The 18577-nt window shown below is 73.0% G+C and carries 15 protein-coding genes; 13 read left to right on the forward strand and 2 right to left on the reverse strand.

What is annotated here, in order from left to right:
- Positions 1 to 22: 22 nt before the first annotated feature.
- The 3 genes from ACLJPL_RS00770 to ACLJPL_RS00780 all read left to right on the forward strand — a co-directional run bounded on the left by ACLJPL_RS00770 (position 23) and on the right by ACLJPL_RS00780 (position 2682).
- Entirely contained in the window at positions 23 to 619 is a 597-nt protein-coding gene (locus ACLJPL_RS00770) for a DUF3043 domain-containing protein (RefSeq protein ID WP_411078672.1), read from the forward strand.
- Between the two features lie 89 nt (positions 620 to 708).
- A complete protein-coding gene (locus ACLJPL_RS00775) occupies positions 709 to 1401 on the forward strand; it encodes a methyltransferase domain-containing protein (RefSeq protein ID WP_411079421.1) in 693 nt (230 codons plus the stop codon).
- A 114-nt stretch (positions 1402 to 1515) separates the two neighbouring features.
- Positions 1516 to 2682 (forward strand): S1C family serine protease, encoded by a 1167-nt coding sequence (locus ACLJPL_RS00780; RefSeq protein ID WP_411078673.1) that lies wholly within the window; start codon positions 1516 to 1518, stop codon positions 2680 to 2682.
- Positions 2683 to 2758: 76 nt separating this feature from the next.
- Here ACLJPL_RS00780 and ACLJPL_RS00785 read toward each other — a convergent pair whose 3' ends face one another.
- Positions 2759 to 2968, reverse strand: a complete 210-nt coding sequence (locus ACLJPL_RS00785) for a hypothetical protein (RefSeq protein WP_411078674.1) — start codon at positions 2966 to 2968, stop codon at positions 2759 to 2761.
- A gap of 78 nt (positions 2969 to 3046) precedes the next feature.
- Here ACLJPL_RS00785 and ACLJPL_RS00790 point away from each other — a divergent pair, with 78 nt between their 5' ends.
- The 3 genes from ACLJPL_RS00790 to ACLJPL_RS00800 all read left to right on the forward strand — a co-directional run bounded on the left by ACLJPL_RS00790 (position 3047) and on the right by ACLJPL_RS00800 (position 6651).
- Positions 3047 to 4249 carry a bifunctional adenosylcobinamide kinase/adenosylcobinamide-phosphate guanylyltransferase gene (locus ACLJPL_RS00790; protein WP_411078675.1) on the forward strand — a complete coding sequence of 401 codons (1203 nt, stop codon included), beginning with the start codon at positions 3047 to 3049 and terminating at the stop codon, positions 4247 to 4249.
- Between the two features lie 275 nt (positions 4250 to 4524).
- Entirely contained in the window at positions 4525 to 5634 is a 1110-nt protein-coding gene (gene cobT / locus ACLJPL_RS00795) for a nicotinate-nucleotide--dimethylbenzimidazole phosphoribosyltransferase (RefSeq protein ID WP_411078676.1), read from the forward strand.
- A gap of 333 nt (positions 5635 to 5967) precedes the next feature.
- A complete protein-coding gene (locus tag ACLJPL_RS00800) occupies positions 5968 to 6651 on the forward strand; it encodes a hypothetical protein (RefSeq protein WP_411079422.1) in 684 nt (227 codons plus the stop codon).
- Here ACLJPL_RS00800 and ACLJPL_RS00805 read toward each other — a convergent pair.
- Positions 6549 to 7313: a hypothetical protein gene (locus ACLJPL_RS00805; protein WP_411079423.1), complete on the reverse strand. Its 765-nt coding sequence runs from the start codon at positions 7311 to 7313 to the stop codon at positions 6549 to 6551. The genes ACLJPL_RS00800 and ACLJPL_RS00805 overlap by 103 nt on opposite strands.
- An 89-nt stretch (positions 7314 to 7402) precedes the next feature.
- Here ACLJPL_RS00805 and ACLJPL_RS00810 point away from each other — a divergent pair, with 89 nt between their 5' ends.
- The 7 genes from ACLJPL_RS00810 (at position 7403) to ACLJPL_RS00840 (ending at position 18543) form a co-directional block, all read left to right on the forward strand.
- Positions 7403 to 8185, forward strand: a complete 783-nt coding sequence (locus tag ACLJPL_RS00810) for an adenosylcobinamide-GDP ribazoletransferase (protein WP_411078677.1) — start codon at positions 7403 to 7405, stop codon at positions 8183 to 8185.
- Positions 8186 to 8504: 319 nt separating this feature from the next.
- Complete coding sequence (locus ACLJPL_RS00815; protein ID WP_411078678.1) at positions 8505 to 10064, forward strand: leucyl aminopeptidase; 1560 nt, start codon at positions 8505 to 8507, stop codon at positions 10062 to 10064.
- A gap of 371 nt (positions 10065 to 10435) precedes the next feature.
- Positions 10436 to 11824 (forward strand): dihydrolipoyl dehydrogenase, encoded by a 1389-nt coding sequence (gene lpdA / locus ACLJPL_RS00820; protein WP_411078679.1) that lies wholly within the window; start codon positions 10436 to 10438, stop codon positions 11822 to 11824.
- A 62-nt stretch (positions 11825 to 11886) separates the two neighbouring features.
- Positions 11887 to 13698, forward strand: coding sequence for a 2-oxoglutarate dehydrogenase, E2 component, dihydrolipoamide succinyltransferase (sucB, locus tag ACLJPL_RS00825; protein ID WP_411078680.1), 1812 nt, complete (start codon positions 11887 to 11889; stop codon positions 13696 to 13698).
- Between the two features lie 147 nt (positions 13699 to 13845).
- Positions 13846 to 14469: a GntR family transcriptional regulator gene (locus ACLJPL_RS00830; protein WP_411078681.1), complete on the forward strand. Its 624-nt coding sequence runs from the start codon at positions 13846 to 13848 to the stop codon at positions 14467 to 14469.
- A gap of 267 nt (positions 14470 to 14736) precedes the next feature.
- Positions 14737 to 17409 carry a pyruvate dehydrogenase (acetyl-transferring), homodimeric type gene (gene aceE, locus ACLJPL_RS00835; protein WP_411078682.1) on the forward strand — a complete coding sequence of 891 codons (2673 nt, stop codon included), beginning with the start codon at positions 14737 to 14739 and terminating at the stop codon, positions 17407 to 17409.
- 150 nt (positions 17410 to 17559) lie between these two features.
- Positions 17560 to 18543, forward strand: coding sequence for a helix-turn-helix transcriptional regulator (locus tag ACLJPL_RS00840; RefSeq protein WP_411078683.1), 984 nt, complete (start codon positions 17560 to 17562; stop codon positions 18541 to 18543).
- Positions 18544 to 18577 lie beyond the last annotated feature (34 nt).

The following is an 18577-nucleotide window of genomic DNA, read 5'->3' on the forward strand; positions in this document are numbered from 1 at the left end:
CGACCCCGTACCCTTGGGTTTTGTGTTCCGTAGCCGTGCCAAGGAAGAGAAGGTCCCCACCGCCAAGGTGACGGCGGACCTCTCCAAGCAGCCCCGCGACCCGCAGGCTCCCAAGGGTCGCCCCACCCCCAAGCGCAGTGAGGCCCAGACGCAGCGCCGTCGCGCCTCGACCACGCCGGTCGACCGCAAGGCGGCCACGAAGCGCCAGCGCGAGGCGCGCCGAGCCGATCTGGCGCGGCAGCGCGAGGCGCTGGCCTCGGGCGACGAGCGCTATCTCCCGGTCCGCGACAAGGGCCCGGTGCGGCGCTTCGTCCGTGACTTCGTGGACTCGCGCTTCTGCATCGCCGAGTGGTTCCTGCCGCTCGCCGTGGTCATCCTGATCCTCAGCGTGATCCAGGTGCAGAACATCCAGAGCGTCGTGCTGCTGCTCTGGATGGGTGTGATCACCCTGATCGTGATCGACTCGATCGGCATCTCGATCCGGCTGAAGAAGCAGCTGCGGGAGCGCTTCCCGGACACCCCCAAGCGCGGCGCCGTCGCCTACGGTCTGATGCGCACCCTCCAGATGCGTCGTCTGCGGCTCCCGAAGCCCCAGGTCAAGCGCGGAGAGCGGCCCTGAGCACGGAGACCTCCGGCTCCGCCGGGATCTCTCCGGCGAGCCTCGACGGCGTACGCGACACGGTCCGCCAGGAGCTCGTCGCCCGGCAGCTGGACGAGCAGATAGCCGGGCGGTTCCCGGTCGGGCAGCGGCTGCGCGTCCTGGACGTCGGCATGGGCCGGGGGGCCCAGGCCCTGCGACTGGCGCGGGCCGGGCACTCGGTGACCGGCCTGGAGTCGGACGCCGAGCTGCTCCGGGCCGCCCGCGAGAGCCTGGCGACCGAGCCCGAGGGCATCCGCGACCGGTTCCGGCTGATCGAGGGCGACGGCCGGGACACCGGGGTGCACTTCCTGCCCGGCAGCTTCGACGTGGTGCTCTGCCACGGCGTCCTGATGTACGTGGCGGAGCCCGACCCGATGCTCGCCGGCCTGGCCCGGATGCTGGCGCCGGGCGGCCTGCTCTCGCTGCTCGTACGGAACGCGGACGCGCTCGCGATGCGCCCCGGGCTCGCCGGTGACTTCGGCGCGGCCCTGGCGGCCTTCGACACCCCCACGTACACCGATCACCTCGGCCTCACGGTCCGGGCCGACCGGCTCGACGCGCTGCGGTCCACGCTGGCCGGGATCGCCGCCCCGCTGCACGCCTGGTACGGGGTGCGGGTCTTCACGGACGGCGTGGGCGACGGCGTCGAGCTGCCCGCCGCCGAGCTGGAGCGGGTGCTGGCCCTGGAGGACCGGGCGGGACGCACCGACCCGTACCGGGGCATAGCGGCACTGCTGCATCTGTGCGGGGTGCGCGGCTAGCAGCCGTACGCCCGTAGGTACGGTGGCTCCGCCGGCAGCACGCACACCGGGTGCGACCCTCGTTCAGCCCATCAGTGCGGGCACCCGAAAGGGCGGGGGCACCAGACTCCGGATATGGACGCTTCCCCCTCCCGCCGCTCCGCCTCCCGCCGCTCCCCCTCCCGCCCTGCCTTCCGTCAGCCCCGCCGCCCCGCCCTCCGTCAGCCCCGCGGCCGGGTCCGCCGTCTGCTGCCGTCCCTGGCCGCCGGCGCCTGTGCGCTCGCCCTGGCGGCCGGCTGTTCCGGCGCGACCCCGGCGGCCGCCCCCGCGCCCGAGGCCAGCGCCTCGGGTACGGCCCAGGGCTCCGCGACCCGCGCCACCAACGACCTGGAGCGCGCCTACCAGGCGGTCATCAACGACGTCCTGCCCTCGGTGGTGCAGATCGACGCCTCGGACAGCCTCGGTTCCGGGGTCGTCTACGACGACAAGGGCCATATCGTCACCAACGCCCACGTCGTCGGCGACGAGAAGAAGTTCAAGGTCAGCGTGGCCACCGGGGAGGCGGTGCTGAACGCCTCACTGGTCTCCTCCTACCCGGAGCAGGACCTCGCCGTCATCAAGCTCGACGAGGTGCCGGACGCGCTGAAGCCCGCGAAGTTCGGCGACGCGGACGACGTCGAGGTCGGGCAGATCGTGATGGCGATGGGCTCGCCGCTGGGCCTGTCCAGCAGCGTCACCCAGGGCATCGTCTCGGCGCTCGGCCGGACCGTCAGCGAGACCCGGGCCGGCGGCGGGACCGGCGCGACGATCGCCAACATGGTGCAGACCTCCGCCGCGATCAACCCGGGCAACAGCGGCGGGGCGCTGGTCGACCTCGACAGCCGGGTGATCGGCATCCCCACGCTCGCGGCGACCGACCCGCAGATGGGCGACAGCGCCGCGCCCGGCATCGGCTTCGCGATCCCCGTCTCGATGGTCAGGACGGTCGCGGACCAGATCATCAAGGACGGCCGGGTCACCGACTCGGGCCGGGCCGCTCTGAACATCACCGGCCGTACGGTCGTCGACGACTCCTACCGGCCGGCCGGGGTCGCGCTGGTCAGCGTGGAGCGGGGCGGGGCCGCGGCCGGGGCGGGGCTGCGGGCCGGGGACATCGTCACGAAGATCGGCGACACCCCGGTCACCACCATCACCTCGCTCTCCGAGGCCCTGGCGGGCGACAAGCCGGGCCAGAAGGTGACCGTGACGTACACCCGGGACGGCGACAGCAGGACGGCCGAGGTCACGCTCGGGGAGATCTGACCCGGCGGACCCGGACGCGGCACAGATGGGGGCGGTACGGGAACCCCGTACCGCCCCCATCTGTGCCGCCCGAGCGTCAGGCGCCGTCCGCCTGAAGGCTCATCGGGCCGTAGATCTTCGTCCCGTCCTCGAAGAGCGTCACCTGTGCGGCGCCGCCCTCCAGGAGCTCCTTCCAGTACTCACCGATCCAGGACTCCGCGTCGCCCTGAGTGGTGAACTCCTCCGGCTGCAGCGCCGGCTCCGTCTCCGTACCGTCGGACTTCTCGAACCGCCACGTCCACGCCATGTCCGCCTCCTGGGTCACGTTGCTGCCCGAAGCGTAGCCGGGCGCGCACCCACAGCGGGGACACGGGAGGATCAAGGTGTGGAACTGACTCTGCTCGGCACCGGAGCCCCCGAGGGGCTGCCCCGCCCCTCCTGCCCCTGCGCGGCCTGCGCGAGCGCCCGCGGCCCGTGGGCGCGGGCCGCGACCGCCCTGCTGGTGGACGACGCGCTGCTGCTCGACCTGACCCCGGGAGCGGTGTTCGCGGCCGCCCGCGCGGGGCGTTCGCTGGGCGCGGTGCGCCAGGTGCTGCTGACCCACCCGCACGACGGGCCCGCCGTCGAACTGCCCGCCGCACTGCCCCCGGCCGGGCGGGTGCCGGACGGTCAGGTGTTGACGCTGATCAGCGGGCACCGGGTGCGGGCGGTGCCGATGGACGCGCCGGGGACCGGTTACGAGGTGAGCGCCCCGGACGGCGAACGGCTGCTGTACCTGCCGCCGGGGGCCGCGCCCGCCGGGCTCGACGGACGGGCGGAGCGGCCGTTGGACATGGTCGTCTGCGATGTGGTGGGGCGGCCCGACGCGGTGGCGCGGCTGCGGGCGGCCGGCGCGGTCGGCCCGGCCACCGAGGTGATCGCGGTCCATCTGGACCACGACGCCCCGCCGGGTGCGGCCCTGGACCGGCGGCTCGCGGCGGCCGGGGCGCGGGCGGTGCCGGACGGGACGACGCTGGTGGTGGGCGAGTTCCACGCGGTGCCGGACGTGCCGCGCCGGGTGCTGGTGACGGGCGGCGCGCGGTCGGGGAAGTCGCTGGAGGCGGAACGGCGGCTGGAGGCGTTCCCGGAGGTCGTGTACGTGGCGACCGGCGGGCGGCGCGACGGGGACCCGGAGTGGGCGGCGCGGGTGGGGCTGCACCGGGAGCGCAGGCCGGGCGCGTGGCGGACCGAGGAGACCTGTGAGGTCGCGGGGCTCCTGGGCGCGGACGGGCCGCCGCTGCTGGTCGACTGCCTGTCGCTGTGGCTGACCGACGCGATGGACCGGGTGGACGCCTGGGACGACGCGCGGTGGCGGGACGGGGGCCAGGAGGCGTTGCGGGCGCGGGTCGCGGAGCTGGTGGCCGCGGTGCGCGCGACCCGGCGTCAGGTGGTGCTGGTGACCAACGAGGTGGGCGCGGGGGTGGTCCCGGCGACTTCGGCCGGGCGGCGGTTCCGGGACGAGCTGGGGCGGCTGAACGCGGCGGTGGCGGCCGAGTGCGAAGAGGTCCTGCTGGTGGTGGCGGGGCAGGCGGTGGTGCTGCGGGGGTGAGAGGGCGGGCGGTCGTGGCGGGGTGAGCGGGGCGGGCAGTCGTGGCCAAGTGGCGGCAGGGACGGGCGGACGGTCGTAGCGGGGGTGAGGGGCGGGCGGTCGTGGCCGAGTGGCGGCAGGGACTGGCGGACGGCCGTAGCGGTGTTACGGGGGTGAGGGGGCGTCAGTACGCGGGATCCCGGCTCCTGCGGGCCGAGCGGTACTGTTCCCGGCAGGGACCCGCCGCCGGGTTCTGGGACCGGAAACCGACGTGACGACCCGCGAGGCAGACCTCCGTGAACCTGGACGACTTCTCCGACCTGATCGAACGCCCCGACGGGGGTGTGCGGCGCGACGCCGAGGAACGGCGGGAGCGGCTGACCGTCCCCCCGGGGGCGCTGGGCCGGCTCGACGAGCTGGGCGAGTGGCTGAGCGCCGCGCAGCAGTCCGTACCGGTCAAGGCCGTCGAGCAGCCGCGCCTGGTGCTCTTCGCCGGTGACCACGGGGTGGCGGAGCTGGGCGTCTCCGGGCGGGCGGCGGGCAGCGCCCATGAGCTGGTGCGGGCCGTCCTGGACGGGGCGAGCCCGGCGGCGGTGCTGGCCCGGCGCTTCTCGGTGCCGCTGCGGGTGGTGGACGCCGGCCTCGACTGCGACCCCGAGCTGCTGCCGGAGTCCGTCGTACGCCACCGGGTGCGGCGGGGCACGGGGCGCATCGACGTCGAGGACGCGCTCAGCGCCGACGAGGCCGAGCGGGCCGTCCGCCTGGGCATGGCGATCGCCGACGAGGAGGCCGACTCCGGCACCGATCTGGTGGTCCTGGGCGACCTGAGCGTCGGTGGGACCACGGCCGCGGCGACCCTCGTGGCGGCCCTGTGCGGTACGGACGCCTCCGTGGTGACCGGGCGCGGCGGTGCGGGCATCGACGATCTGGCCTGGATGCGCAAGTGCGCCGCGATCCGGGACGCGCTGCGCCGGGCCCGGCCGGTGCTGGGCGACCAGTTGGAGCTGCTGGCCACGGTGGGCGGGGCCGATCTGGCCGCGATGACGGGGTTCCTGCTCCAGTCGGCGGTGCGCCGGATGCCGGTGATCCTGGACGGGGTCGTCGCGGCGGCCTGTGCGCTGGTGGCGCAGCGGGCGGCGTTCCGGGCCCCGGACTGGTGGCTGGCCGGGCAGGTCAGCGGGGAGCCCGCGCAGACGAAGGCGCTGGACCGGATGGCGCTGACCCCGCTGCTGGACCACGGCGTCACGGTGGGCGAGGGGGCGGGCGCGCTGCTGGCCCTGCCCCTGGTGCAGGCGGCGGCCGCGCTCGCGGCCGAGCTGCCGGAGCGTACGCCGGAGGCCGCCGAGGACGCCGAGGACACGGCGGAGTGGTCGGCCGACGGGGCGACGGTTTTCGACGCGACCTGACGAGGCCCGACGCGGCCCGAGGCGCGGTGGCCGCGCGGCGAGATCGGGATCACTCCGACGCCGCTCAACTTCGCCGCGCTCCGGCCCGTCTTCTCGAATCGAGTCGCTCCAGCGCTGACGCCGAGCACCGACCGATCCGGGGGCCGTTTCATGTTGTCCGGCAGAAGCCGCTTGTCCGGCGGGAGACGCTTGTCCGGCAGAAGCCGCTTGTCCGGCGGGAGCCGCTTGTCCGGCGGGAGACGTGCCGAACGGCTTCCGGCGCTGCGCCGGGCCGCGCGGCGGGAGTGGGGCCCGCTCGTCACCGCCGTACGCACCGGACTGTCCGAACACGGGGTGCGGGCGCTCGCGCTGACGCTGACCGCGGTGACGCTGACGGCGCTCGTCCAGCTGATCCAGAACCAGGCGTGGGGCTACGGCCCCGTGCAGAACCTGGGTGCGGTCCGGGCCGAGGACCCGGTGTGGCTCGCTCTGCTGCGTACCCCGCTGTCGCTGTTCGTGCCGGCGCTCGATCTGCCGGTGTGGGGTGCGCTGGCGCAGATCCTGCTGGTGTTCGGCCTCGCGGAGCTGTGCCTGGGGCGGTGGCGCACGCTCGCCGTCGCGTTCGCGGCGACGCTGGCGGGGACGTTGTACGCCCGGATCGGCATCGCGCTCGGTCCGGACGCGTTCCTCGGGCTGCCCGCCTCGGACGCGCAGGTGGTGGACACGGGCCCCTCGGCGGCGGTGGTGGGGCTCGCGGTGTACGTCTGCCACGGCTACCGGGCCTGGTTCACCGGGGCGCTCGTGATCGTCGCGATGGTGGTGGAGGTCCTCGTCAAGGACAACCTGGCGGGCCGCGAGCATCTGGCGGCCATCGCCGTGGTGCTGGTGGTGTGCGGCGTACGGGAGTGGCTCGGGCGGCGGCGGGAGGACCGGGGTCAGGGCGTGCGGGCGGGCGGCGGCGGATTCCGGTCCGGGGTCCCGCCGATGAGGTCCTGGAACCTGCGGCGCGGCCCGGCCCAGCGCACGTCGTGGTGGTAGGCCCGCAGCACCGCCTTGGAGCGGGCGCGATGGCGGTCGCGGTAGAAGCGCCTGGCCCAGAGCGAGGTGGGGCGGGCCAGGCGGAGCGCGCCGATCAGCGCGACGAACGGGACCAGGGTGCCGAGCACCGCCATCCGGGTCTTGCCCTTGAACAGCGCGATCAGGACGAAGCAGAAGTTGACCGCGTACGACGTGATGACGCCGATCCGGCTCTGCTGCTCCTCGTCGGTGACGTCGTCGACCCCGAGCGGTGAGAACCCCGCCAGGACCAGCAGGACGAGCGAGGCCGTCAGCACGACGACCTCCACGCTCTGGCGGCCCTCCTCGGTCCAGTACACGTCGTCCAGGTGCAGGATGAGCGCGAACTCGTCCAGCACCAGACCGGCCCCGATCCCGAAGATCACCGCGAAGACCCCGGCGGCCACCCCGTGCCGGCCCGCCGCCACCGCGCCGAAGCCCCCGATCACCGTCAGCACGACTCCGGGCACCACGTGGTGGATGTGGATCCCGCCCGGGGTGATGTTGCGGAACGGGCCCTTCCCGGCGCGGATCATCCGGGTGATCGTGCGGGTGATCGCGAAGGTCAGGACGAAGGCGGCCAGCGCGAGGAGCAGGGGGAGCTTGCCCGGTTCGGCGATGTTGGTGTGCCACCAGTTGCCCATGCCACCCGCTCCCGACATTCGACCTTTTGTCACGGTCTGTCCGTTTCACGCCAATCTATCGGTGGGCGGGAGCGGCTAGCCTGCCCGCGGTGACCTCCCTGAACAGCCACGGGCTGCGTTTCGCCTTCGGCACCCTGACCGTGCTGCCCGTCCGCGTGACCCGCTGGGACCGCGCGACCGCCCGGGCCGGCATGCTCCGCGCCCCGCTCGCGGGGCTCGTCGTGGGCCTGCTCGCCGCCGCGCTCGGCTCGCTCCTCCTGCTGCTGGGCTCGGGGCCGCTGCTCGCGGCCGTCGCCTCCGTCGCCGCGCCCGCCGCCCTCACCCGGGGGCTGCATCTGGACGGCCTGGCCGACACGGCGGACGGCCTCGGCAGCGGGAAACCGGCCGGGGACGCGCTGCGGATCATGAAGCAGTCCGACATTGGGCCGTTCGGTGTCATCACGCTGCTCCTGGTCCTGCTGGCCCAGGTCGCGGTCCTCTTCGAGCTGTACGGGGAGGGCTGGGCGCACGGTGCGCTCGGGGCCGTCGTCGCGGCGGTCGCCGCCCGTCTGGCGCTGACCCTGGCGTCCCGTCAGGGGGTCCCGGCGGCCCGGCCGGAGGGGCTCGGCGCGGTGGTGGCGGCCACGGTCCCGGTGGGGCGGGCGGTGCTCGCGGCCGTGGTGACGGCGGGGCTGTGCGCGGCGGCGGGCGCGGTGTTCGGCCCGTACGGGGCGCTGCACCACGGGCTGGCGGTGCTGGGCGCCCTGGCCGCCGCCGAACTCCTGCTGCGGCACTGTGTGCGGCGGTTCGGCGGGGTGACCGGGGACGTGTTCGGCGGGCTGGCGGAGACGGCGGCGACGGCGGCCCTGGTGGCGCTGGCACTCGGGCCCTGACCTCCCGTGCGGGCGCGCGCCGACCGGCGTGGCCGTGCCGCCGCCACTTCGGCCCCGGCCGCAGCGTGGCCGGGCGCCCGACCACGTGCGTACGCCTGCGGGATCAGCCTCCGTACGCCCGGAACCGCCGGTACCGGCCGCCCCGCCCAACGGGAACGGCCGCCCCGCCGGACGGGGAACGGCCCGCCGCCGTAACCCCCGGCGTACGGCGCGCGTAGGCTCGTTCCTGGCGCGTCGCGGAGGCGTCTACGATGCGCCGGGCACGGTCGGCCCACCCCTCGACCGAACTGGAACTCAACGGAAGCGAGATTTCACCACCGTGACTGCTCTCACTCTCAGCACTGCCGGTGCGGCGACGCTGCGCGCCGACGCACTCGTCGTCGGCGTCGCGAAGGGCGCCGCGTCCGCGTCGGGGAACCTGGTCCTCGCGCCCGGCGCCGAGGCCGTGGACAAGGCGTTCGACGGAAAGCTCGCCACCGTTCTCGCGACCCTGGGGGCCGTGGGTGCAGAGGGCGAACTGACCAAGCTGCCCGCGCCGTCCGGCCTCAAGGCGCCGGTCGTCATCGCGGTCGGGCTCGGTCCGGTCCCGGACAAGGAGGACGCGTACGACGCGGAGGCGCTGCGCCGCGCAGCGGGCGTCGCCGCCCGCGCGCTGGCCGGTTCCAAGAAGGCCGGCTTCGCGCTGCCCGCCGGCTCCGTCGAGGACGCCGCGGCCGTGGCCGAGGGCGCGCTGCTCGGCGCGTACGCCTTCACCGCCTACCAGGGCGGCGAGGACAAGCTCGCCCCGAAAGACGCGAAGGCCAAGGACAAGGGCCCCAAGCTGCCGCTCGCGGAGGTCGCCCTGGTCGGCGCGAAGCCGCGCGACAAGGGCTACAAGGCGGCCGTCGAGCGCGCCCTCGCCCTGGTCGAGGAGATCAACCGCGCCCGCGACCTGATCAACACCCCGCCCAACGACCTCTACCCCGAGTCCTTCGCCGCCGTGGCCACCGCCGCGGGCAAGGAGCACGGCGTCAAGGTCCAGGTCCTCGACGAGAAGGCCCTCGTCAAGGGCGGCTTCGGCGGTCTCCTGGGCGTCGGCCAGGGCTCTGCGCACGGCCCGCGCCTGGTGAAGCTCGCCTACACCCACCCCAAGGCGGAGAAGACCCTCGCCCTCGTCGGCAAGGGCATCACCTACGACTCGGGCGGCATCTCGCTCAAGCCGGCCGGCCACAACGAGACGATGAAGTGCGACATGAGCGGCGCCGCCGCCGTGTTCGCCGCCGTCGTCGCGGCCGCCCGCCTCGGCCTGAAGGTCAACGTCACCGGCTGGCTGGCGCTCGCCGAGAACATGCCGTCCGGCAACGCCACCCGCCCCGGTGACGTGCTGCGCATGTACAGCGGCAAGACCGTCGAGGTCCTCAACACCGACGCCGAGGGCCGGCTCGTCCTCGCGGACGCGCTGACCCGCGCCTCGGAGGAGAAGCCCGACGCGATCGTCGACGTGGCGACCCTGACCGGCGCGATGGTGCTGGCGCTCGGCAACCGCACCTTCGGGATCATGGCCAACGACGACGCCTTCCGTACGTCGATCCACGAGATCGCCGAGGAGGTCGGCGAGGCTTCCTGGCCGATGCCGCTCCCCGCCGACCTGCGCAAGGGCATGGACTCCCCCACCGCCGACATCGCCAACATGGGCGAGCGGATGGGCGGCGGCCTGGTGGCCGGTCTGTTCCTGAAGGAGTTCGTGGGCGAGGGCATCGCCTGGGCGCACCTGGACATCGCGGGCCCGGCCTTCCACGAGGGCGCTCCGTACGGCTACACGCCCAAGGGCGGCACCGGCTCCGCGGTCCGCACCCTGGTGCGGCTGGCCGAGCGCACCGCCGCCGGCGACCTGGGCTGAGCCCTCCGCCGCGAACGGCCCCGCGTACGGCCCCGGGCATAGGTCCGGGGCCGTACGTGTTGTCGGAGCGAAAGCGGCAAGGAAGAGCGGCAGAGGAACGGTGACGGAGGAGGGCCGGGTTTCGCTCTCGACGAACACCGGCCGAATCCGTAGGTATCTACGCAGCAGTAACCCTCCGGAACGGATGATCGTCCCTCCCGGACCCGGGCCCCGCGTCCCGCCCACCGTCGACAAGTGCGAAGATGGGTTCTCGGCAGGACAGGGCCCCCACCACAGGGCCGAAGACAAAAGCGGCCGAACACCAGCCGACCGGCCGGTCACACCCCAGCGACGGGGCCCGGCGTACGGCGCACATGCATGGAGGACGTGACGTGGCGAACGACGCCAGCACCGTTTTCGACCTAGTGATCCTCGGCGGTGGCAGTGGCGGGTACGCCGCGGCCCTGCGCGGAGCGCAGCTGGGCCTGGACGTCGCCCTGATCGAGAAGGGCAAGGTCGGCGGCACCTGCCTGCACAACGGCTGCATTCCCACGAAGGCGCTGCTGCACGCGGGCGAGATCGCGGACCAGGCCCGCGACTCGGCCCAGTTCGGCGTGAAGGCGACCTTCGAGGGCATCGACATGGAGGCCGTCAACAAGTACAAGGACGAGGTGATCTCGGGCCTGTACAAGGGTCTCCAGGGTCTCATCGCCTCGCGCAAGGTCCACTACATCGAGGGCGAGGGCAAGCTCTCCTCCCCCACCTCCGTGGACGTGAACGGCCAGCGCGTCGAGGGCCGCCACGTGCTCCTGGCGACCGGCTCCGTGCCGAAGTCGCTGCCGGGCCTGGAGATCGACGGCAACCGGATCATCTCCTCGGACCACGCGCTGAAGCTGGACCGCGTCCCGAAGTCCGCGATCGTGCTGGGCGGCGGCGTCATCGGCGTCGAGTTCGCCTCGGCGTGGAAGTCCTTCGGCACCGAGGTCACCATCGTCGAGGGCCTCAAGCACCTCGTCCCGGTCGAGGACGAGAACAGCTCGAAGCTTCTGGAGCGCGCGTTCCGCAAGCGCGGCATCAAGTTCAACCTCGGCACGTTCTTCGACAAGGCCGAGTACACCGAGGACGGCGTCCGCGTGACGCTGGCCGACGGCAAGACCTTCGAGGCGGAGCTGCTGCTCGTCGCGATCGGCCGCGGGCCGGTCTCGCAGGGCCTCGGCTACGAGGAGCAGGGCGTCGCGATGGACCGCGGCTATGTCGTGGTCGACGAGTACATGCAGACGAACGTCCCGACGATCTCGGCCGTGGGCGACCTCGTCCCGACCCTCCAGCTCGCCCACGTCGGCTTCGCCGAGGGCATCCTGGTGGCGGAGCGCCTCGCCGGTCTCAAGACCGTCCCGATCGACTACGACGGCGTGCCGAAGGTGACGTACTGCCACCCCGAGGTCGCCTCCGTGGGCATCACCGAGGCCAAGGCCAAGGAGATCTACGGCGCGGACAAGGTCGTCGCCCTCAAGTACAACCTCGCGGGCAACGGCAAGAGCAAGATCCTGAAGACCGCGGGCGAGATCAAGCTCGTCCAGGTCAAGGACGGCGCCGTGGTCGGCGTCCACATGGTGGGCGACCGCATGGGCGAGCAGGTCGGCGAAGCGCAGCTGATCTACAACTGGGAGGCGCTGCCGTCCGAGGTCGCCCAGCTCATCCACGCCCACCCGACGCAGAACGAGGCGATGGGCGAGGCTCACCTGGCGCTGGCCGGCAAGCCCCTCCACTCGCACGACTGATCCCCCGGTTCCGGGCGCGACGACCGACCACTTCCGCATTTTCGTAAGGAGCAACTGAAACCATGTCGGTTTCCGTAACCCTTCCGGCGCTCGGCGAGAGCGTCACCGAGGGCACTGTCACCCGTTGGCTGAAGGCCGAGGGCGAGCGCGTCGAGGCCGACGAGCCGTTGCTCGAGGTCTCGACCGACAAGGTCGACACCGAGATCCCGGCCCCCGCGTCCGGCGTTCTGTCGTCCATCAAGGTCGCCGAGGACGAGACCGTCGAGGTCGGCGCCGAGCTGGCCGTCATCGACGACGGCTCCGGCGCCGCCGCCGAGTCCGAGGCTCCGGCCCAGGCCGAGTCCACGGAGCCGGCCGCCACCCCGGCCCCGGCCGCCGAAGAGGCGCCCACCGCCCCGTCGACCGAGACCGAGGCTCCGGCCGAGGCCCCGACCGCCGAGGCGGCCACCGGCGGTTCGTCCGCCGAGGGCACCGACGTCACCCTCCCGGCGCTCGGCGAGAGCGTCACCGAGGGCACCGTCACCCGCTGGCTGAAGGAGGTCGGCGAGGAGGTCGCGGAGGACGAGCCCCTCCTCGAGGTCTCCACGGACAAGGTCGACACCGAGATCCCCGCCCCGGTCGCCGGTGTGCTGCTGGAGATCGTGGTCGCCGAGGACGAGACCGCCGAGGTCGGCGCGAAGCTCGCCGTCATCGGCGCCCCGGGCGCGGCCCCGAAGCAGGAGGCCCCCAAGGCCGAGGCCCCGAAGGCGGAAGCGCCGAAGGCGGAAGCGCCGAAGGCCGAGGAGCCGAAGCAGGAGGCTCCCCAGGCGGAGGCCCCCAAGGCCGAGCAGCCGAAGCAGGAGGCCCCGAAGGCGGAGGCCCCCAAGGCCGAGGCTCCCCAGCAGGCGGCCCCCGCCGCTCCGGCCGCCCCGGCGCAGCCCGCCCAGGCCGCGCCCTCCGGTGACGACGGCGCGTACGTCACGCCGCTGGTCCGCAAGCTCGCGTCCGAGAACAACGTGGACCTGGGCTCGGTCAAGGGCACCGGCGTCGGCGGCCGTATCCGCAAGCAGGACGTCGTCGCCGCCGCGGAGGCCGCCAAGGCCGCCGCCGCCGCTCCGGCCCCCGCCGCTCCGGCAGCCGCCAAGGCCGCGCCGAAGCTGGAGGCGTCCCCGCTGCGCGGTCAGACGGTCAAGATGACCCGCATGCGCAAGGTCATCGGCGACAACATGATGAAGGCGCTGCACTCGCAGGCCCAGCTGACCTCGGTCGTCGAGGTCGACATCACCAAGCTGATGAAGCTGCGCAACCAGGCGAAGGCCGCGTTCGCCGCCCGTGAGGGCGTCAAGCTGTCCCCGATGCCGTTCTTCGTGAAGGCGGCGGCCCAGGCGCTGAAGGCCCACCCGGTCGTCAACGCCCGGATCAACGAGGGCGAAGGCACCATCACGTACTTCGACTCGGAGAACATCGGCATCGCCGTGGACGCCGAGAAGGGTCTGATGACCCCGGTCATCAAGGGTGCGGGCGACCTGAACATCGCCGGCATCTCCAAGAAGACCGCCGAGCTGGCCGGCAAGGCCCGCGGCGGCGGCCTGACCCCGGACGACATGTCCGGCGCCACCTTCACCATCAGCAACACCGGTTCGCGCGGTGCGCTGTTCGACACCGTCATCGTGCCGCCGAACCAGGCGGCCATCCTGGGCATCGGCGCCACGGTCCGCCGCCCGGTGGTCATCGACCACCCGGACCTCGGCGAGACCATCGCGGTGCGCGACATGACCTACCTCTCGCTCTCCTACGACCACCGTCTGGTGGACGGCGCGGACGCCGCCCGCTACCTGACGTCGGTCAAGGCGATCCTGGAGGCGGGTGAGTTCGAGGTCGAGCTCGGCCTCTGAACGCTCCGGCTGTAACCAGCCTCACCAGCGGCGCCCCCGTCCGGAACTCTTCCGGGCGGGGGCGCCGCCGTATTGTCTAAACACCACCGGTCGCGCCTGCCGACGTGATGGTGTAGGCACCACCGGTTTGCCCAGAAGGAGCACCCCATGACCCCGCCCGTCGTCCACTCGCTGCGCGAACAGATCCGCGAGCACATCGTGGAGGGGATCGTCAGCGGGCGCTGGAAGCCGGGCGAGCGGATCGTGGAGCGCCGCATCGCCACCGAGCTGGAGGTCAGCCAGACGCCCGTACGCGAGGCGCTGCGCGAGCTGGAGACGCTGCGGCTGATCGAGTCGGCCCCCAACAAGGGCGTGAGGGTCCGCAACCTCACCGCGGCCGATCTGGAGGAGAGCTACCCGGTACGGGCCGGCCTGGAGCAGATCGCGGCGGAGCTGGCGGCCCCCCGGCTCGGCACGGACTGCTCGGCGCTGGAGCCGCACGTGACGGCGCTGTACGAGGCGGACCGGCTGGCGGACGGCGAGGCCCAGGTGCGGCACACGGTGGGCTTCCACCGGGAGATGGTCCGGGCCGCCCGGAACGCGGTGCTGCTGCACACCTGGGAGGGGCTGGGCATCGAGGTGTTCACGGCCCTGTCGATCCGCTGGCTGGGCACGGTGCAGAAGTCGTACGCGGAGGAGCACCAGGCCCTCATCGACGCGTTCCTCGCCGGGGACCCGCAGATCGGGGCCCTGGTGAAGGCGCATGTGCTGGGCTGCGCGCCCCGGGCGTAGCGCACGCGGCCCGCCTCGATCATCTGGCGCGCGACCTGCTCTTCCGTGCAGGTCAGCGCCCTTTTTGCGCGCTTTTTCGCGTCACTCCGTGCCCCGTTTCGAGGCACCGCATGCCACTTTTCTTCGTATCAAGAAGTTTTGCCTTCAATCCTTTGATCGATCATCGATCAGCGACTTACAGTTCACTTCGCGGGCCCACCGGCCCCATCGCCCTGTCCTGCCAGCCAGGGCCTTCTCCACCCCCCTCCTCTCCGGAAGGCGGCGATCATGACCGACCCCGTAGGAAAGCTTCCGAGCGAGCTCGACCAGCTCCCGGACCGTGACCCCGAGGAGACCGCCGAATGGGCGGCCTCCCTGGACGCCGTCACCCAGGCCGCCGGCCCGCACCGCGCCGCGTACCTGATGCGCCGCTCGTTGCAGCACGCCGAGGGCGCCGGTCTCGCGCTGCCCAAGCTGCTGGAGACCGATTACGTCAACTCCATCCCGACCGCCGCCGAGCCCGCGTTCGACGGCGACCTGGAGATGGAGTCGAGGATCACCGCGTGGAACCGCTGGAACGCGGCCGCGATGGTCACCCGGGGAGCCAGGCACGGGGTCGGCGGCCACATCGCCACCTTCGCCTCGGCGGCCTGGCTCTACGAGACCGGCTTCAACCACTTCTTCCGCGGCAAGGAGGGGGACGGCAGCGGCGACCAGCTCTACATCCAGGGCCACGCCTCCCCCGGCATCTACGCCCGCGCCTTCCTCGACGGCCGGATCAGCGAGCGGCAGCTCGACCACTTCCGCCAGGAGTCCGGCGGCGAGGGCCTGCCCTCCTACCCGCACCCCCGGCGGCTGCCGTGGCTGTGGGAGTTCCCCACCGTGTCGATGGGCCTCGGCCCGCTCTCGGCCATCTACCAGGCGCGCTTCAACCGCTATCTGGCCAACCGCTCCATCAAGGACACGTCCAACTCCCACGTCTGGGCCTTCCTCGGCGACGGCGAGATGGACGAGCCCGAGTCGACCGCCGCCCTGGCGCTGGCGGCCCGTGAGCAGCTCGACAACCTGACCTTCGTCATCAACTGCAACCTGCAGCGCCTCGACGGCCCGGTCCGCGCCAACTTCCGCGTGGTCCAGGAGCTGGAGGCGCAGTTCCGGGGCGCGGGCTGGAACGTCGTCAAGACGCTCTGGGGCAACGCCTGGGACGAGTTGTTCCAGCTGGACGCCACGGGCGCGCTGCTGCGCCGCCTGCGCGAGGTCCCGGACGCGCAGTTCCAGACGTACGCGACCCGTGACGTCGCCTACATCCGCGAGCACTTCTTCGGCGCCGAGCCCGCCCTCGTCGAGCTGGCGAAGCTGCTCACCGACGCGAAGATCGCCGAGTGTTTCTACACCTCGCGCGGCGGCCACGAGGCCCGCAAGGTCTACGCGGCCTACAGGGCGGCCGTCGAGCACAAGGGCGCGCCGACCGTGATCCTGGCCCAGACGGTCAAGGGCTACACGCTCGGCAAGGGCTTCGAGTCCAAGAACGCCAACCACCAGATGAAGAAGCTGTCGATCGACGAGTTCAAGGGCATGCGCGAGCTGCTCGGCCTCCCGATCCCCGACAGCGCCTTCGAGGACGGTCTCGTCCCCTACGGCCACCCGGGAGCCGACTCCCCCGAGGTCCGCTACCTCCAGGAGCGCCGCGCCGCCCTGGGCGGCCCCGCCCCGGCCCGCCGGATGCACGCCTCCGCGCCGCTGCCGCAGCCGGAGGAGCGCGCGTTCAAGGCCCTGTACAAGGGGTCCGGCAAGCAGGAGATGGCCACCACCATGGCGTTCGTCCGCCTGGTGAAGGACCTGATGCGGGACAAGGAGACCGGCAAACGCTGGGTGCCGATCGTCCCGGACGAGGCCCGTACCTTCGGTATGGAGTCGCTGTTCCCCTCGGCCGGCATCTACTCGCCGCTGGGCCAGACGTACGAGCCGGTCGACCGCGACCAGCTGATGTACTACAAGGAGGCCAAGGACGGCCAGATCCTCAACGAGGGGATCACCGAGGCCGGGGCCATGGCCGACTTCATCGCCGCCGCCACGTCGTACGCGACGCACGGCGAGACGATGATCCCGTTCTACATCTTCTACTCGATGTTCGGCTGGCAGCGGACCGGCGACCAGATGTGGCAGCTCGCCGACCAGCTCGGCAAGGGCTTCATCGTCGGCGCGACCGCCGGCCGTACGACGCTGACGGGCGAGGGCCTCCAGCACGCGGACGGCCACTCGCACCTGATCGCGGCCACCAACCCGGCCTCGCTCAACTACGACCCGGCGTTCGCGTACGAGGTCGCGGTGATCGTCAAGGACGGCCTGCGGCGGATGTACGGCCCCGAGGCCGAGGACGTCTTCTACTACCTGACGGTCTACAACGAGCCGAAGCCGCAGCCCGCGATGCCCGAGGGCGTCGAGGAGGGCATCGTCAAGGGCCTGTACCGCTTCAAGGAGGGCACGCCCGCCAAGGCGGACGCGCCGCGCCTGCAACTGCTGGCCTCCGGCACGGCGATCCACTGGGCCCTGAAGGCCCAGGAGCTGCTGGCCGCCGACTGGGGCGTCACGGCCGACGTCTGGTCCGCCACCTCGTGGGGCGAGCTGCGCCGCGACGCGCTGGAGGCCGACGAGGCGCTCCTCCGCGGTGAGATGCGGGTCCCGTACGTGTCGCAGGCGCTCTCCGGCGCTCCGGGCCCGGTGCTCGCGGTCAGCGACTGGATGCGCCAGGTCCCGGACCAGATCAGCCAGTGGGTGGAGCAGGACTGGTCCTCGCTCGGCACGGACGGCTTCGGCCTCTCCGACACCCGCGAGGCGGCCCGCCGGCACTTCGGCGTCGACGCCCAGTCGATCGTCGTGGCGTCGCTGGCCCAGCTCGCCAAGCGCGGCGAGGTCCCGGCCTCGGCGGTCAAGGAGGCCCGGGAGCGTTACGGGCTCTGATCCGCCGTACGGTTCCGAGGCCCCCGGTCACCGGGGCGGGCGCGTCCGACAACGCGTCCGCCCCGGCGGCCGGGGGTTTCGGCGTCGGCAGCGGCCGGGGCGGTTTCGGTGCGGGCGGCCGAGGGGTTCCGCTGCCGCCACAATGGGCCCATGCGCGCTGCCCGGCTGATCAAGATGGTGCTGCTCCTCCAGTCCCGCCCTGCCATGTCCGCCGCCGAACTGGCGGCCGAGCTGGAGGTGTCGGAGCGTACGGTCACCCGGGACGCGCAGGCGCTCTCCGAGGCGGGCGTCCCGGTGTACGCCGAGCGCGGCCGGGCGGGGGGCTACCGGCTCGTCGGCGGCTACCGCACCCGGCTGACCGGCCTCGCCCGGAACGAGGCGGAGGCCCTGTTCCTCTCCGGCCTGCCCTCCGCGCTGCGGGAGATGGGGCTGGAGGACGCGGCGTCGGCGGCCCGGCTCAAGGTGTCGGCCGCGCTGCTGCCCTCCCTGCGCGACGCCTCGGCCTCCGCCGCCCAGCGCTTCCACCTGGACGCCCCGTCCTGGTACCACGAGCCCGAGCCCCCGGAGCTGCTGCCCGCCGTCGCCGACGCCGTCTGGGACGACCGCCTGCTGCGGGTCCGCTACCGCAGGGGCGGCGGCCGGGAGCGCGTGGGTACGGAGGTGGCGCGGGAGCTCGCTCCGTACGGGCTCGTCCTCAAGGCCGGGGTCTGGTACCTCTGCGCCCGGGTCGCGGACGACTTCCGGGTCTACCGGATCGACCGGTTCACCGCGGTGGAGCCGGCCGGCGAGCGCTTTGAGCGGGACGAGGGCTTCGACCTGCCCGGGTTCTGGGAGGAGCGGGCCGCCGAGTTCGCCCGGTCCCTCCTGCGTACCGAGGTGACCGTACGGGTGTCCGAGAGGGGTGCTCGGCAGCTCGCGTACTCCGGGGACCGGGCGGCGGCCTCGGCGGCCCTCGCGAAGGCCCCTCCCGCCGGTCCTGACGGGTGGCGCACGGTCACATTGCCGGTGGAATCACTGGACGTGGCGTACGGCCAGCTGCTGTCGCTGGGCCCCGAGTTGGAGGTCGTGGAGCCCGGGGAGCTGCGCAGCCGGTTCGCCGCGGCGGCCGAACGCCTGCGCGAGCTGTATCGCTGAAAGGCTTCTTTTCGCCGTCTGGGCGTGCGGGGGG

Origin of the sequence: Streptomyces sp. cmx-18-6 (genome assembly GCF_046548915.1) — a bacterium.
Lineage (GTDB): Bacteria > Actinomycetota > Actinomycetes > Streptomycetales > Streptomycetaceae > Streptomyces.

Coding starts and splice junctions, on each gene's coding strand:
- ACLJPL_RS00780 (WP_411078673.1), top strand. CDS start 1,516: ATGGACGCTTCCCCCTCCCGCCGCTCCGCCTCCCGCCGCTCCCCCTCC.
- aceE (WP_411078682.1), top strand. CDS start 14,737: ATGACCGACCCCGTAGGAAAGCTTCCGAGCGAGCTCGACCAGCTCCCG.
- ACLJPL_RS00805 (WP_411079423.1), bottom strand. CDS start 7,313: ATGGGCAACTGGTGGCACACCAACATCGCCGAACCGGGCAAGCTCCCC.
- sucB (WP_411078680.1), top strand. CDS start 11,887: ATGTCGGTTTCCGTAACCCTTCCGGCGCTCGGCGAGAGCGTCACCGAG.
- ACLJPL_RS00840 (WP_411078683.1), top strand. CDS start 17,560: ATGCGCGCTGCCCGGCTGATCAAGATGGTGCTGCTCCTCCAGTCCCGC.
- ACLJPL_RS00785 (WP_411078674.1), bottom strand. CDS start 2,968: ATGGCGTGGACGTGGCGGTTCGAGAAGTCCGACGGTACGGAGACGGAG.
- ACLJPL_RS00830 (WP_411078681.1), top strand. CDS start 13,846: ATGACCCCGCCCGTCGTCCACTCGCTGCGCGAACAGATCCGCGAGCAC.